This window comes from Bacillus sp. RC242, assembly GCF_044908245.1.
Classification (GTDB): Bacteria; Bacillota; Bacilli; order Bacillales; family Bacillaceae_G; genus Bacillus_A; species Bacillus_A mycoides.
The window spans coordinates 72,352-88,677 of the sequence record NZ_JBIYCZ010000009.1 but is presented as its reverse complement, the minus strand read 5'-3'; the positions used below and the strand labels follow the sequence as shown (position 1 = coordinate 88,677).

Sequence of the window (16,326 nt, the reverse complement as noted above, 5' to 3'; positions counted from 1 at the left end):
ATTATATCAATATTGTCGAAACAGAAACAGAAATTTAATATAATGGTTTTAATGTATGAATGAGCTGTTAGGAGGATAGGCCATGAATAAGGAAGAACAGGTCATGAACGGTTTCAGGGAATTATATAATAAGATGGTTTGGCTAAATAAGGATAAGATGGAAGCAGGTCTGAAGGGTTTTAAGTCTTCTGAAGTACATTGTATTGAATATATTGAAAACAATACAGATTCTAACGTGACACAACTTGCAGAGGCTTTTTATGTGACTCGCGGTGCAATAAGTAGAATGACTAAGAAGCTCATAAAAAAAGGCCTTATTGAAAGCTATCAAAAGTCGAAAAATAAGAAAGAAATTTATTTTAGGCTTACCGAACAAGGGAAAGAAGTTTATAAAATTCATGAAGAACTGCACAAAGAGTTTCAAGAGCGGGATAAAGCTGTATTTGAGCAAGTAACCGAGGAAGAATTCGACAGTATAATTAACTTCGTGGAAAAGTATAGTAGGCATTTGGATGCAGAAATAAAGAAACAAGGTATACATATTAAGTCATAATAAAGTTGAAGCATTCGGGCTTTTACGGGTAGTTAATCCCGAAAACTAACTTATTTTCCCGTTCATGCGGGATACATTTAAATAATAAAAAGGTAGCCTGTTCATAGTAAGGCTACCTTTTTATTATTGTATTTTTGTTGACTAATCAACAAAACAGAGTTATTATTTTGTTGACGAAGCAACAAAATGTTTTAAGGAGAGAAGTTAAATGTCTATTTTTAGATCACAAAATGAAAGCGAAACTGAAAAAAACATAGATAAACATGCTTTAATATTCGGCCTTATTTCTGTATTTCTTTGTGGTATAGGTTTCAGTATCATTATGCCTGTAGTGCCATTCTTAGTGCAGCCTTATATAAGTAGTCCAGAAGAACAGGCTCTAGTTGTTACGCTACTGACCTCTGTTTATGCTGTCTGCGTGTTTTTCGCTGCTCCTGCAATCGGGGCTTTGAGCGATAAATATGGCCGTCGTCCATTACTTTTAATATGCCTTTTCGGTTCCGCAATCGGGTACTTAGTTTTTGGTATAGGAGGGGCTTTATGGGTACTATTTGCTGGACGCATAATAGAAGGAATAACAGGCGGGAGTATAAGTACAATTTTTGCATATTTTGCAGATATCATTCCTCCAGAACAGAGAACGAAGTACTTTGGATGGGTGAGTGCAGTGGTAGGTGCAGGAACCATTATTGGACCAACACTTGGGGGATTACTTGCCAAGTTTGGTCATTCTGTACCTTTATATTTTGGAGCGTTCATAACTTTATTAAATGTCTTATATGGGATGAAATATATGCCTGAGAGTCTTGACAAAAATAATAGGTTAAAAGAGATTACTTTTGTAAGGTTAAATCCTTTTGTACAACTTGCAAACATACTTTCCATGAAAAACTTAAAATGGTTACTTGTCTCAGCGTTTTTACTTTGGATACCTAACGGATCTTTACAAGCAATTTTCACACAATTTACGATGGATACTTTTAGCTGGAAGCCTGCACTAATCGGACTTATGTTTTCAATTATGGGCTTTCAAGACATCATTTCACAAGCTTTTATAATGCCAAAGCTTTTAATCAAGCTTAGTGATAAACAAATAGCTATACTTGGAATGGTTTCGGAGATTATTGGCTACAGTTTTATTGCAGCATCAGCTTTGTTTTCCCTATATCCTCTTCTAATCGTTGGGATGTTACTGTTTGGTTTTGGTGACTCGATTTTCGGACCTTCATTCAATGGGATGCTTTCAAAGTCTGTCGATTCTAGTGAACAAGGGAGGATTCAAGGTGGTAGCCAATCTATTCAAGCTTTGGCAAGAATGATTGGTCCAATTATTGGAGGGCAAATTTATGTATCACTTGGTCATGCAGCTCCTGCTTTTATGGGGATGATTCTTATAGTAGTGGCAATAGGAGTTTTGTATAAAGGGACGCATGTAACTGTATAAACTATCTGCACTATTATGGTCTTTCTTTATATAAGGATGTCTCTACGGGAATCTTTCCTGAATGAATTGTATAACAGATAAATATAAGAACAAATAATAGGGTGTCAGAACTTAGGAACAAGTACTGGCCCCTATTTGTTTACAGTTTGAGAGCTAAGAAAAATTAAGAATTTATTCTGTAATGCTCTCATGGTGAAGGTTAAATAGAACTATCAATAATTAAAGTTAGCTTTTTTGAAAGTAAAAAGCTATGTAAATGACTAGATAGTTTAATTATGCTTGTGCTGAAGTAAATAATGACTCCATTTTTACTTTGCTCTTTTCTCGAATTTCACTGTCCGCATGGCGCATTACAAATTTATGCGCTATAGCGATTGCTAAAACATCATCTAATAAGCCGATCCCAATAATAGCAGCTATATCTGGAATGAAGTCGATTGCTAATACGTAATAAGATAAAGCAGCTAATATTATGAATTTCGCTTTAGTAGGTAACCCTTTTTTTCTCATTGTGTAGTATAAAATAATACTTTCATATACGCTTGATTTCCCGAGGTTTGCTGAGCTTTTTTTGAATTTTTTCCAAAGGGTCTGTTTCTCCATATAAACACTCCTATTACAAAAACATAGATTTTTTAAAAGGATAGACAAAGAAGTAGGGAAATAATCAATTTTATTGTTTTTCTTATGTATATTCCATAAAACTAGGAAATTACCTGTTCAAAATAATATAATGTTTGTTTTGCAACGACGCACAGTGTCCCGTTACATAGTCTGTATTGTAAAATGTATGTGGATGATTTTATATTATTGCTAGTGAAATTGAATCTATCTATATTAGTGGTGATATAAAATCAGAGAGGTTGGTTCAAGCTGAAGAAATGCTAGAACATATGCAAAATGAAGAAAAGGAATTTGGTGAATGGTTTATACAGCAGTTAAAAAATGTAAGTCATATTCCTGTTGATGAAAAAGTACATGATGGTCAAATGATTTTGAATAATGAATGTAAAATACTGGCGACGCCAGGGCATACTTCGGGGCATATTTCATTATATTTTCCAAATTTGGATTGTGTAATTACGGGAGATGCAGCTGTTCAAGATAATCGAAAATTAGTAATTGCGAATCCGAACTTTTGTTTAGATATAGAAAAAACGGAGGAGTCTTTAAAGAAGATTAAAAATCTTAAAGCAACAAGGTATTATTGCTATCATGGAGGGAAACTCACTGTATAAAATAATAAAAAAACGATCTATTTTAAAATAAAAAGATCGTTTTTTTAATTCATAGATTCTGCAATTTGAATCAAATCATTAACATTGAATTCTCTTTTTATATGCAGTTTGTTACCAATTGCAATTTTATATTGAAAACCAACTTTTTGAAATAGAAGCTCATATGCGAAATCAAAATGAGGATTATATAATGCTTTTATATTATTGTTTAAATGATAGAATTTGGTTCCTCTATGTACATATTGGTCTAATTTATTATGGACTGGTGAAACAGTGATTTTTAAAATTCCACTAATATCATCATTATAGTAACGTAGTTCCAAGTAATCGTTATAGATGTAACCGTGAAATCCCTGAATTTCGAATGGGAATTTTGTAGGTGTTAGTATATGCCGTTTAACCTTCAATTCATATTCTTTTACAATAGTAGCTTCTTTCATAAACGGATTAGTTCCATCATAAATTTGATTAATTTGAGATATTTTCTTATTTTTTGTTACTATTTCTAAAATGAAACCGATAGTACTTACATCATCAGTGTCTTTGAAATAAGAATTGTAGTGTCCTCTTTTGGAGATGGTACTACTTTAATTTCATGAATAGGTTTATCTTTTGGGAAAGTAGGTAGTTCAATCCCTTCTGTTACATATGACTGCATTAATTTTTTATCATTATTAAGTAAAGCGTGTTTAAACTTAATTATTATATCGGTTTGAGATTTGGCCATAATAATTGAGATGGATTGAAAAAATAGTAAGAAAAATATGCAAAAAATCTTTATTAATTTAGTGTTCACTTTTATCACCCTCTAACTATATTTCCGTAAATTTTAAATATATATGTAAAGGAACGTATATATGTAATAGAAGTCATAGGAGGGAAGGCTATGAGCTCTTTATTTGATGTGATTTCAGATATTATTTTGTTTTATCCTCGAAATGACATGAAATTAAAACATCATATTGCAAAATTAAGCGAATTTGAGTGGTTTCGAAGGTTACACGAAGATCAGAAATATACAAGTTTAATTTGGAGTAATAGAAAAATTAAAAAGTATATTTTGACTTCTGCAAATATGGAAGCATTAATAAAATCCGAGAAAAAACAAAAAGAATTTGTTCATCTAGTACAGGATGAATATAAAAAAAGAAGATAAGAATTTTTTTATTTTTCATATTTGGCGAAACAAATGGTACAATGAAAGCTAATGTGAAAAATAAGGAAAAGAAGTGGTCTATTTGAAAAACTTTTTAGAATTAGGAATTAGTGAAACTTTTAATCATACATTACGTGAAAATGGAATTACAGAAGCAACACCGATTCAGGAGAAGGCAATTCCTGTTATTATGTCAGGTAAAGATATTATTGGGCAGGCGAAAACAGGAACGGGTAAAACGTTAGCATTCGTGTTACCGATTTTAGAAAAAATCGATCCAGAGTCTAGTGATGTTCAGGCTTTAATTGTTGCACCAACAAGGGAACTAGCACTGCAAATTACAACTGAAATTAAAAAAATGCTTGTTCAAAGAGAAGATATTAATGTACTAGCGATATATGGTGGACAAGATGTAGCACAACAATTGAGAAAATTAAAAGGTAATACACATATTGTTGTAGCGACACCAGGACGATTATTAGATCATATACGACGTGAAACAATTGATTTAAGTAATCTTTCAACGATTGTACTAGATGAAGCAGATCAAATGCTTTATTTCGGATTCTTATATGATATTGAAGATATTTTAGATGAGACACCTGATAGTAAACAAACGATGTTATTCTCAGCAACGATGCCAAAAGATATTAAAAAATTGGCGAAACGTTATATGGAAGAGCCGCAAATGATTCAAGTACAAAGTGAAGAAGTAACGGTAGATACAATTGAGCAGCGTGTCATTGAGACGACAGATCGTGCAAAGCCAGATGCACTTCGTTTTGTTATGGATCGTGATCAGCCATTTTTAGCAGTTATTTTCTGTCGTACAAAGGTTAGAGCAAGTAAGCTTTATGATAATTTAAAAGGACTAGGTTATAATTGTGCTGAACTTCATGGTGATATACCTCAAGCGAAACGTGAAAGAGTTATGAAGAGTTTCCGCGAAGCTAAAATTCAGTACTTAATTGCGACTGATGTAGCAGCTCGTGGACTTGATGTAGATGGTGTAACGCACGTATTTAACTTTGATATCCCTGAAGATGTAGAAAGTTATATTCACCGCATTGGCCGAACAGGACGTGCAGGTGGATCAGGTCTTGCAATTACGTTCGTTGCAGCGAAAGATGAAAAACATTTAGAAGAAATTGAAAAAACGCTTGGTGCACCAATACAAAGAGAAATAATCGAACAACCGATGATAAAAAATGTAGATGAAAATGGAAAACCGGTACAAAAGCCGGCTCCAAAGAAATCAGGTCAATATCGTCAAAGAGATAGCCGTGAAGGTTCAAGAAGTGGTTCAAAAGGTGGACCAAGAAACGATTCAAGAAATAGTTCTAGAAATGATAACAATCGATCATTTAATAAGCCAAGTAATAAGAAAAGTAGTGCAAAACAAGGTCAGCAAAGACGTGGCCGTTAAATAGTTATAATTTTAAAAGAGGCGCAAATAATTGCGGCTCTTTTTTATTTTTATACAATGAAGTCGTTTGAAAGATAATGAGATTTTCTAAAAAATACGAGTCCTGTTATTTAATAATTGGGACATATTCTATAATAATCAATTGAGAAAATATCGTAAATTTGAGATAATTTGGTTATATGAATCGGAATTTAAAATGTAATACAGGATATGTATTACTATAGATATCGTAGAAGGGGGAGGAGAAATATAGTGAATTCATGGGGAAGACCTAGAATGAAAATCCAAAAAACAAAAAGTGAATGGATTTGGGATATCATTGGATATTCATTTTTCTTAGGATCAATAATTTTTTTGATCACCATTTGGGGAGGATTACCTGAGGAAGTACCGGGACATTATAACGCAAATGGGGCTGTAGATCGCTGGGGGTCAAAATGGGAACTTTTTACTCTACCAGGAATCGGGACATTTATACTACTTTTAATGCAGACTTTAGAGAAGTTTCCAGAAGTTAATAACTATCCACAAAGATTTAATGAATCGAATGCTAAGCAGTTTTATTTAAATAGCCGAAAAATGATTAATCAATTAAAAAATGTTTGTTTAGTTATTTTTGCTTTAATCCAATTTGAGACAATTTCAATAGTTTTAGGTTGGAGCGGGGGTTTAGGTAAATTATTTTTACCAATAATAATTATCGGAACAGTTATTCCAATTGTTATAGGAATAATAAGGCAACGGAAAATTAAATAATACGGAGTGAATAAATATTCTAATTTATGACATTATTTCGTTATCGGGCGCTATTATGGGATGTAATTTAGAATTTTAAATGAATTTATTATAAATTTCGTATAGGGAAGTTTTTTAAATCCAAAATTAAACAACTTTATTTTACCTCCATCTTAATTTTAGGACGGGGGTATGCGTGTTTGCGGTTTTAAAATTTAATAACTTTAATGTCTTTCTACAGGGGATACCAAAAATGAAATTTTAAAATTTCATTCACCGTATTAAAAATAAATTTTAAAATTCATAAAGGAAATATAAAGTAGGTTGTTGTATATGTACGATAACAGGAAACTTTTCACATACTAAACATATACTTTAAATAAACCGACAGTCGGTCCGTAGGAAGGAGTACATGAATGAGGATCGTAAAAGAATATGGGGAGCGTAGAAATGAAATTTTAGAAACTGCTGAACGTTTGTTTGTTACAAAAGGGTATACGAAAACTACAGTAAATGACATTTTAAAAGAGATTGGTATAGCAAAGGGGACGTTTTATCATTATTTTAAGTCGAAAGAAGAAGTAATGGATGAAATTATTATGAGGATTATTAAAGCTGATGTTGCTAAAGCGAAAGCAATTGTCTCTAACCCTAATATCCCAGTTTTGGATAAGTTATTTCGAGTTTTAATGGAACAATCACCAAAATCAGGAGATGTAAAAGATAAAATGATTGAACAATTTCATCAGCCAAATAATGCGGAAATGCATCAAAAAAGTATAGTACAATCAATTATTCATTTATCTCCTGTTTTAGCAGAGATTTTAGAACAAGGAATCGCTGAAGGCATATTTTCTACTCCATACCCACAAGAAACGATTGAATTATTACTCTCTTCAGCACAAGTCATATTTGATGAGGGTTTATTCCAGTGGAAGCCGGAAGAAATGATGAGGAAGGCTAAAGCTTATATCAAAATGATGGAAGCATCTGTTGGAGCGAAAGAGGGAGCCTTTGATTACATGGTGGAGGTTTTAATCAAACAGAAATAGTAATTTTCTGTTTGGATATTATTGACCGACAGTCGGTCTGAATCGAATGAAAGGTGTGATAAGTATGTCAGCTAGTATAAGGTCTTCGATGAAAGATTTTCACTTAATGGTGAGTGGACAAATCATTACTATTTTAGGTTCAACACTTTTACGTTTTGCCCTGTCATTATATGTGCTAGATATAACAGGGCGTGCTGATATATTCGCAGGATTATATGCGGTAACGAGTATTCCGTTTTTACTAGCTCCTCTCGGCGGAGCGATAGCAGATCGTTTCAATCGCCGTAATTTAATGGTTATTTTTGACTTTATCAACGCTGCGATTGTATTAAGCTTTATAGTTTTGTTATTTACTGGACCTGTATCTATTATATTGATTGGAACAATTATGTTTTTACTAGCAGTCGTTAGTGCAATGTATTCACCTGTTGTAATGGCGAGTATTCCGCAATTAGTTCCAGAGAATAAGTTAGAGCAAGCGAACGGTATCGTAAATGGTGTGCAAGCATTATCGAATATAGTTGCTCCTGTATTAGGAGGAATACTGTACGGCATAATTGGTTTGAAAATGCTCGTAATAATAAGTTGTCTTGCTTTCTTTTTATCTGCGATTTTAGAAATGTTTATTAAAATACCTTTTATAAAAAGAGCACGAGAAAGCCATATAATACCGACAATTGTAAAGGATATGAAAGAAGGATTTATATATGTTTTAAAACAACCATTTATTTTGAAATCTATGCTTTTAGCTGCATTACTAAATTTAATACTTACACCGCTATTTGTTGTTGGTGCTCCAATTATTATACGAGTAACAATGGAAAGTAGCGACACGTTATACGGAATTGGAATGGGATTGATCGATTTTGCTACTATTTTGGGTGCATTATCAATAGGTTTTTTTGCGAAAAAGCTACAGATGAAAACATTGTATTACTGGATGCTTTTAATAGCTTTATTAGTACTACCAATGGCACTATCAGTTACGCCAGTTATTCTTAATTTAGGATACTATCCACCATTTATCCTCTTTATACTTTCTTCTATTCTAATTGCAATGATCGTGACAATTGTATCCATCTATGTGATTACTGTAGTCCAAAAGAAAACACCAAATGAAAACCTAGGAAAAGTAATGGCAATTATAACTGCGGTATCTCAATGTATGGCACCAATTGGGCAAGTCATTTATGGTTTTATGTTTGAAGGATTCAGTATGAAAATTTATTTACCTATATTAGTTATTAGTTTCATAATGATAATAATAGCGATAGTGACGAAGAAAATATTATGGAATGAAGGGAACTAGCTCCATATGATTAGGAGAATGTTAAAAAGAGATTTCTCTCAAAATAAAATGATAATTACCATTCTATTTATGTTTATCATTTTATCAAGTCTTTTAATCGCAAGTGCCTCAAGTAACGTTATAAATCTATTGAACTCAACGGATCAATTGTTTAAAGTATCAAACGCACCGCACTTCGTACAAATGCATGCCGGAGAAATAAACCAAAAGTCAATTGATTCATTTGTAGCGCAAACTCCTTTTGTAAAAAAACAACAAACAGCAGAGATGGTTCAAATAGGCGGATCTAACATTTTTATAAAGAAGAAAAATCAAGCGGAACATAATAGTGTAATGGACATTAGCTTCGTTAAGCAAAATACTATTTTTGACTTTTTATTAGATTTAAATAATGAATTGATCGATGTTAGGAAAGGGGAAATAGGTGTACCAATTTATTATATGCAAAAATATAATTTGCGTATTGGAGATAAAATTTGGGTTGTTAAAAATAATAATGAGCTAGAATTTACTATTTCGGCATTTGTTCGTGATGTTCAAATGAACCCATCACTTGTTAGTTCAAAACGATTTGTAATAAGCGATGATGACTTCGAAAGAATAAAGGGGAATTTTGGAGAAAGTGAATATCTTATTGAATTCCAGCTAACAGATTTAAATAAAATAAATGAATTTGAAACTTTATACCAGTCATCAAACTTACCTCAAAAAGGTCCCTCTATTACGTATTCACTCTTTAAAACACTCAATTCATTAACAGATGGAATAATAGCTGCAGTGCTTATCATAATAAGTGCATTATTAATGCTAATCGCGATTTTATGTATTAGATTTACGATTATGACTTCAATGGAAGAAGATTATCGGGAAATTGGTGTTATGAAAGCTATAGGCATTCAAAGTAAAGATATTCAAAAACTATATGTAACAAAATATGTTGTTATTTCAGCTATCGGATGTATATGTGGATATATCCTTTCGTTATTTGTTACAAAAATATTTACCTCTAACATCGCACTTTATATGGGGACAGCTAATAAAAGTATTTTATACTATGTTGTGCCATTGATAGTCACAACATTGTTATTTCTAGCCGTTATCCTTTTTTGCCGCATCATTTTGCGGGATTTCAGGAGAATTACAGCAATAGATGCTTTACGATCAAGAGATAAACTAGGAAAAAGAAAGATTAGAAGATTTTGTTCTCTCTATCAAACTAAAATTACAAATGTAAATATATTTATTGGTATACAAGATGTAGTGAAAAGATTTAAGTTATATCGAGTATTAAGTATCGTTTTAATTATTGCAGTGTTCATGATTGTTGTACCGGTTAACTTTTTGTACACGATTCAGGCACCGCAATTTGTTAATTATATGGGAACAGGAAAGAGTGATATACGAATAGATTTACAGCAATCTGAAAATATAGAAAAACGGTTTAATGATGTTATATCGTATGTCGGAAACGATGAAGAGGTAGAAAAATATGCAGCATTTGTAACGAGTACATTTAAAATGGTGAAAGCTGATGGTACACATGAAAACTTAAATGTAGAAGTGGGAGATTTCGCTCAATTTCCAATAGAATATGTTAAAGGTATGGCACCAAAAAATGAAAATGAGATCGCTCTCTCTTATATGAACGCAAATGAATTAAAAAAGAATATAGGGGATGAAATCGTTTTATTTGTAGAAGGAAAAGAGAAAATGCTAACTATTAGTGGTATATATCAAGATGTAACGAATGGAGGAAAAACAGCTAAAGCGAGTTTTTCTTATAATAAAGAAAATATATTATGGTACGTAGTAAATGTAGATATGAAACCCAAAGTGAATCTACAAGAAAAAGTGAAGGAGTATAAACAAAATTTTAATTCTGCAAAAATAACAGATACGGATAATTATTTATCTCAAACTTTAGGAGAGACAATTAAACAATTAAGACTCGTGACACAAGTGGCAATTTTGATTGCTATATTGATATCGGTTTTAATAACTGCGATGTTTTTTAAAATGTTATTGGTAAAAGATTCTTCGCAAATATTAATTATGAAAAGTATCGGCTTTTCCTACAAAGATATTCGTATACAATATGTTACTCGTTCTATTTCTATAGTATTAGTAGGTGTTTTAACAGGGACATTTATAGCTGCTACGCTTGGAGAAACACTAATAAGCTGGTTAGGTTCATTTATGGGAGCAGCTCACATAAAGTTTGTTGTTAATCCGATCATTTCTTATGTAATATGTCCAGCTATTTTATTTATATCTGTGACCGTAGCAACACTTTTCAGTAGTTTTACAGTGAAACAAACAAATGATTTAAAGCTAAATGGGGAGTAGGAGGTGTGTAATTTGAAAAAAATTTTAGAAGTAAAACAATTAAATAAAAAATACGCAATGGATGGAAATAAAACTTACCATATGTTAAAAAATATAAATTTAGAGATTTATGAGGGAGAGTTTATATCGGTCATGGGACCTTCTGGTTCAGGGAAATCGACGTTACTATATAATATTAGCGGAATGGATCAAATGTCATCAGGAAGTGTGAAAGTTGATAGTAAAGAAATAACATGTATGAAAGAAGAGGTGTTAGCAAATTTACGACTCAGCGAAATGGGATTTATTTTTCAACAGAGCAATCTTCTTAGAAATTTGAATCTTTTTGATAATATAGTTTTGCCTGCGTATTTAGCAAAAGTTGAGAGCAGGAAAATAATAAATAAACGTGCACTTGAATTGATGAAGAAAACGGGAATTAGTCAAATTGCAACTAATAATATAACTGAAGCATCAGGAGGAGAATTACAAAGGGTATCTATTTGTAGAGCACTCATAAATAAACCTAATATTATTTTTGCTGACGAACCAACGGGTGCTTTGAATTTAAAAGCGACAGAAGAAGTAATGGATATTTTAGCAAATATAAACCGTATGGGAACTACAATTGTGCTAGTTACTCATGACGTAAAGGTAGCAGCTAAAACAGAAAGAGTTCTTTTTATGGTGGACGGAGAAATTGTTAGCGAAATACAGATGGGTAAGTATAGAAACGATGATTTGAAGGTGCGAGAAGAGCAGTTGTTAAAATGGTTAACTGTACTTGGATTTTAAAGAGATAATATTTTTGACTCCTATTGAATATAGGAGTTTTTCTTTGTTTGAAAGTTTAAAAAGAGATATAATAATTTTCTGACTATTGATTATGGAGGGGTATAAATGAAAAGTGAAACGTTACACACTCAAGAAGATATATTAAAAATGCTTGATTCATTATTAAGACCTGCAGAACCGTTTTGGAATGAATTTTATGCGGATAGAGAAAAAGATGTTCCGTTTTTTGAAAATGTTCCAGATGAGAACCTAGTTTCGTATATACAAAAAGAGAGTGTTTCAAAAGGGAAAGTATTAGAACTTGGATGTGGTCCAGGAAGAAACGCAATTTATTTAGCGAGTGAGGGATTTGATGTAACAGCAGTAGATTTATCTATAGAAGGTATTAATTGGGCGAAAGAGAGAGCATTAGAAAACGGAATAGAAATACAATTTGTTTGTGAATCGATTTTTAATTTGGATTTTCAAGATGAATATGATTTTGTATATGATTCCGGTTGCTTGCATCACGTTCCACCACATAGAAGAATGAATTATGTTGATCTAGTTAAAAACTCATTAAAATCGGGTGGTTATTTCGGATTAACATGTTTTGCAGCAGGTGATTTGAATGAGCGAAATGGATCGGAAATAACGGACTGGGATGTGTATAGAGGATGGAGTTTGCAAGGTGGTCTTGCATATTCAGAAGAAAAGTTAAGAGAGATATTTAAAGAATTTGAAGTAATTGAAATTAGAAAAATGAAGCAAATTGAACAACCAAATAATATGTTTGGAGAATCATTTCTTTGGACAGCATTATTTAAGAAGAAATAAAACATAGATAATTGACAAACTCATGGTTTTTATAGACAATACACTTATAAGAATATACGTTCGGTTTTATTGTCCGATGTATGTTTTGCATAAATACATAACAAGGGGATGTCTCTAAATGGGTAACACAAATCAAAAAATCACTACATTTTTAATGTTTGAGGGCAAAGCTGAGGAAGCGATGAATTTTTACACATCGCTATTTAATCAATCAGAAATTGTAAGTATCTCTCGTTATGATGAGAATGGACCAGGTAAAGAGGGAACTGTAATTCATGCAACTTTTACGCTAAATGGACAAGAGTTCATGTGTATTGATAGTTATGTAAAGCATGATTTTACATTCACTCCAGCTATGTCTCTTTATGTAACTTGTGATACGGAAGAGGAAATCGAAACCGTTTTTAATAAACTAGCACAAGATGGAAAAGTTCTTATGCCTTTAGGTTCATATCCGTTTAGTAAAAAGTTTGGCTGGTTAAATGATAAGTATGGTGTGTCTTGGCAGTTAACTCTTGCTGGAGATGAATAATTAAAATAATATGGTGACATTAACGTCATAACAAAAGGGATGATTCAAGATTAATATGTATCATCCCTTTTATTTTTTGTTTTACAAACGTCACTGGTTTTTAAAGAACGTTTCATTGTTATAACTAAAGAAGAAAGACCATCGTTATTCAATAAGATTAAAATAGATTTAGCTACCCGTTGTATTTATAACAACTTTAGGTTTGTATATAATATAAAACTGCTAATTTAATTTTTTAGCTTATCTAGTAATGGAATTCATTAACTGGAAGAAGTCTTTAAAAAGTAATTTGGATACTTTATTTGAAGGTATGGTTTACGAATTAAACAACCTTCAAAAAATATAATAGTTGAAATCTGTTGGTTTTAGAATGAAGAAATTAGGCTCAATATACCAACTAAATTATTCATAATTGAGTTGTGGTATAATTTACATACAGGGGGAAAGTAGATGACACAACATAAAGAAGAGCAAATGAATGAGGCATTAGCATTATTTTACTTTGCATATAAAACTTTTACAGAAAAACCAGATGAAATAATAAAAGAGTATAGTATACAGCGTGTACATCATAGAATTCTGTTTTTTATCGCTCGTTTTCCAGGGCTTAGTGTAAATGAGCTGTTATCACTTTTAGAAATAAGTAAACAAGCTCTTCACGGACCGTTGCGCCAACTGTTAGATAAAGGACTTATTGAGAGTAATGAAGCTGCACATGATCGTCGTGTGAAACAGCTGTCTTTAACAGAAGAAGGAACAGACTTAGAGAAAAAACTGAGCGATGTTCAAAGAGAACAAATGGGAGCTATTTTCTCACAGTTTGGCGAATCGTGTGAAGAAAATTGGCATCAAGTTATGAATGAAATGGCAAATAGCCGTTCAGGACTTGATGCATGGACGTCTAAGCGTGAAATACCAGTAGAATAAAAGATAGAAACAGTATCTTGTTTTGTAGTTTGAAAAATCATAAATTTTTATCTGTATATTTGGCAACTATGGATAAAAAATTCACATTGCCAAAAACTTTATATGTGTACGTATTGAAATTTTAAAATTCATATTTCCGAGAGGGGAATTATAATGATAAAACTTGTGCTCATTCGTCACGGACAAAGTTTGTGGAATCTTGAAAATCGATTTACAGGATGGACAGATGTGGATTTATCAAAGAATGGATTAAGTGAAGCGAGAGAAGCAGGAACAATATTAAAAAAGAATGGATATACATTTGATGTTGCGTATACCTCGGTACTAAAACGAGCAATTCGTACATTATGGATTGTACTGCATGAAATGGATCTCACTTGGGTCCCTATACATAACTCATGGAAGTTGAATGAACGCCATTATGGTGCACTACAAGGATTGAATAAAGTCGAAACTGCAAAAAAATATGGAGATGAACAAGTTCATATTTGGAGAAGAAGTATAGATGTGAGACCGCCTGCACTTACTGAAGATGATCCTCGATATGAGGCGAACAATCCAAGATATAAAACGTTAAAAAAAGATGAATTCCCATTGACTGAATGTTTAGAGGATACGGAGAAAAGAGTAGTTGATTATTGGCATTCAGAAATTGCACCGTCATTAAAAAGTGGTGAGAAAGTAATTATTTCATCGCACGGTAATACAATTCGTTCGCTAGTGAAATACTTAGACAACCTTTCAAGTGATGGTGTGGTTTCATTAAATATTCCAACTAGCATTCCGCTTGTTTATGAGTTAGATGAAAAATTACGTCCGATTCGTCATTATTACTTAAGTATGGATGGAGAAGTACCTGAAGGGGAAATTCCGAAACATATTTCTTTTTAACATGAAAATTTGAAACGCATGCTTGTCTACATATACAATGTAGATTCATGATAAAGTGAAACTTTAATCAGTGGAGGGTGTTCATCCCGCACTGATTATTAGCCTTCACCAATCGGGCTTTTATGGGCAGTTGATCCCGCACCTAACGTCTTTGCTTTCGCTGAATTTTGAGGTGGGGGGCTTACTGCCCGTTAATGCGGGATAAAAGACGTGGCCTGCTTCTAATGTATATGCGATGTTGCTAACTTTAGAAGGTTGTCCACGTCTTTTGTCATAAAGAGAGCTGTTTGTGCATGTAATGGTATCGTGAGTAGTTTTGGAATGGAGGGTGATGTGATTGACGATCTCTAACATTCGAATTGGCTTATTTATTTTAGCAATCGTCTTTATTGTTCTTGTTTTCTTTTATTGGAGAAATGAAGAGTTGTACGAGGAGAAGAAACAACGAATTCGAAAAACGTGGTACGGTTTGTTCATAACATCAGTCACAGTTTATTTCACGATAAAAGGAATAGATTTAACCCTCTGGAAAAATCTTTTAATGTTTACTGCGATGGTAATTTTCGTTGATATTGCATTCATTTTGACACCAAATATTTCAGAAATATGGGGCGCAAAATTCAGCGATATTGGAAAGACGGTCCAATCAATTAAAAGGTCATTAATTGCTTCAAAAGCAAGGGGAGAAATATATACGACAATTATTCAAAATGTGAATCCAACAGCCTTTGGGACAATGGAATGGCATACGGAAGAGGAATATACAAAAAGCTTAAACACATTTTTAGATTCATATGGGGAAAAGATTGGTGCGAAAATTGTTGTATTTGAAGCGGTGAAGGAATTAAATACAAACTTTCGTGGTATCCGCTCTCAATTTAGTATTATGGTTCCATTAGAACACATCGAGCAATTGAATGAGCAGAAAGCGGTGCAAGTAGAAAATGTCGGAATTATACCAGCAAAAATAGTTAGTGATGTTTTCATTGTTATTGATGGGAAGAAAAATAACCTTCAAGATCGAGATTTTGAAAATGTATATAATTTAACAATTCATCATAGTTATTTTAGTAAATGAGGACAGAATCTTTTTCTGTCCTTTTCACCTATACATAAAGGGAGAACAA

At 32.5% G+C, this 16,326-nt stretch carries 15 protein-coding genes and 2 pseudogenes; 15 read left to right on the top strand and 2 right to left on the bottom strand.

Annotated elements, in window-relative coordinates; genetic code table 11:
- The first annotated feature begins 82 nt into the window (after positions 1-82).
- The gene (locus tag ABH957_RS17780) at positions 83-553 is read left to right on the top strand and encodes a MarR family transcriptional regulator (RefSeq protein WP_113936509.1); all 471 of its coding nucleotides are present in this window, start codon (positions 83-85) and stop codon (positions 551-553) included.
- 208 nt (positions 554-761) lie between these two features.
- The gene (locus tag ABH957_RS17775; RefSeq protein WP_404455257.1) at positions 762-1,997 is read left to right on the top strand and encodes an MFS transporter; all 1,236 of its coding nucleotides are present in this window, start codon (positions 762-764) and stop codon (positions 1,995-1,997) included.
- 273 nt (positions 1,998-2,270) lie between these two features.
- Here the strand turns inward: ABH957_RS17775 and ABH957_RS17770 are convergent, their stop codons facing one another.
- Positions 2,271-2,600 (bottom strand): YkvA family protein, encoded by a 330-nt coding sequence (locus tag ABH957_RS17770; protein WP_078174372.1) that lies wholly within the window; start codon positions 2,598-2,600, stop codon positions 2,271-2,273.
- Between the two features lie 203 nt (positions 2,601-2,803).
- Between ABH957_RS17770 and ABH957_RS17765 the strand changes: the two are divergent.
- Positions 2,804-3,235, top strand: a pseudogene (locus ABH957_RS17765) (MBL fold metallo-hydrolase); the annotation flags it as partial.
- Between the two features lie 44 nt (positions 3,236-3,279).
- Here the strand turns inward: ABH957_RS17765 and ABH957_RS17760 are convergent.
- A pseudogene (locus tag ABH957_RS17760) lies at positions 3,280-4,031 on the bottom strand (hypothetical protein).
- A 90-nt stretch (positions 4,032-4,121) separates the two neighbouring features.
- Between ABH957_RS17760 and ABH957_RS17755 the strand changes: the two are divergent.
- From ABH957_RS17755 to ABH957_RS17700, 12 genes are all read left to right on the top strand, one after another.
- Positions 4,122-4,391 (top strand): hypothetical protein, encoded by a 270-nt coding sequence (locus ABH957_RS17755; protein ID WP_404448849.1) that lies wholly within the window; start codon positions 4,122-4,124, stop codon positions 4,389-4,391.
- A 73-nt stretch (positions 4,392-4,464) separates the two neighbouring features.
- Positions 4,465-5,817 carry a DEAD/DEAH box helicase gene (locus ABH957_RS17750; protein WP_113709454.1) on the top strand — a complete coding sequence of 451 codons (1,353 nt, stop codon included), beginning with the start codon at positions 4,465-4,467 and terminating at the stop codon, positions 5,815-5,817.
- A gap of 276 nt (positions 5,818-6,093) precedes the next feature.
- Complete coding sequence (locus tag ABH957_RS17745; RefSeq protein ID WP_404511885.1) at positions 6,094-6,573, top strand: DUF1648 domain-containing protein; 480 nt, start codon at positions 6,094-6,096, stop codon at positions 6,571-6,573.
- Between the two features lie 395 nt (positions 6,574-6,968).
- Positions 6,969-7,604, top strand: coding sequence for a TetR/AcrR family transcriptional regulator (locus tag ABH957_RS17740; RefSeq protein ID WP_404511883.1), 636 nt, complete (start codon positions 6,969-6,971; stop codon positions 7,602-7,604).
- A gap of 46 nt (positions 7,605-7,650) precedes the next feature.
- On the top strand, positions 7,651-8,913 hold the full coding sequence (locus ABH957_RS17735) for an MFS transporter (protein ID WP_269729734.1): 1,263 nt from the start codon (positions 7,651-7,653) through the stop codon (positions 8,911-8,913).
- 6 nt (positions 8,914-8,919) lie between these two features.
- The gene (locus ABH957_RS17730) at positions 8,920-11,259 is read left to right on the top strand and encodes an ABC transporter permease (protein ID WP_404511881.1); all 2,340 of its coding nucleotides are present in this window, start codon (positions 8,920-8,922) and stop codon (positions 11,257-11,259) included.
- A gap of 12 nt (positions 11,260-11,271) precedes the next feature.
- Positions 11,272-12,033 carry an ABC transporter ATP-binding protein gene (locus ABH957_RS17725; protein ID WP_404511880.1) on the top strand — a complete coding sequence of 254 codons (762 nt, stop codon included), beginning with the start codon at positions 11,272-11,274 and terminating at the stop codon, positions 12,031-12,033.
- 105 nt (positions 12,034-12,138) lie between these two features.
- Positions 12,139-12,849: a class I SAM-dependent methyltransferase gene (locus ABH957_RS17720; RefSeq protein ID WP_404490980.1), complete on the top strand. Its 711-nt coding sequence runs from the start codon at positions 12,139-12,141 to the stop codon at positions 12,847-12,849.
- A 118-nt stretch (positions 12,850-12,967) separates the two neighbouring features.
- Complete coding sequence (locus ABH957_RS17715) at positions 12,968-13,381, top strand: VOC family protein (protein ID WP_002012925.1); 414 nt, start codon at positions 12,968-12,970, stop codon at positions 13,379-13,381.
- 450 nt (positions 13,382-13,831) lie between these two features.
- The gene (locus ABH957_RS17710; RefSeq protein WP_404511879.1) at positions 13,832-14,308 is read left to right on the top strand and encodes a MarR family winged helix-turn-helix transcriptional regulator; all 477 of its coding nucleotides are present in this window, start codon (positions 13,832-13,834) and stop codon (positions 14,306-14,308) included.
- 153 nt (positions 14,309-14,461) lie between these two features.
- Complete coding sequence (gene gpmA, locus ABH957_RS17705) at positions 14,462-15,199, top strand: 2,3-diphosphoglycerate-dependent phosphoglycerate mutase (protein ID WP_404511878.1); 738 nt, start codon at positions 14,462-14,464, stop codon at positions 15,197-15,199.
- A 337-nt stretch (positions 15,200-15,536) separates the two neighbouring features.
- Positions 15,537-16,277, top strand: a complete 741-nt coding sequence (locus ABH957_RS17700) for a type II toxin-antitoxin system SpoIISA family toxin (protein WP_113936499.1) — start codon at positions 15,537-15,539, stop codon at positions 16,275-16,277.
- Positions 16,278-16,326 lie beyond the last annotated feature (49 nt).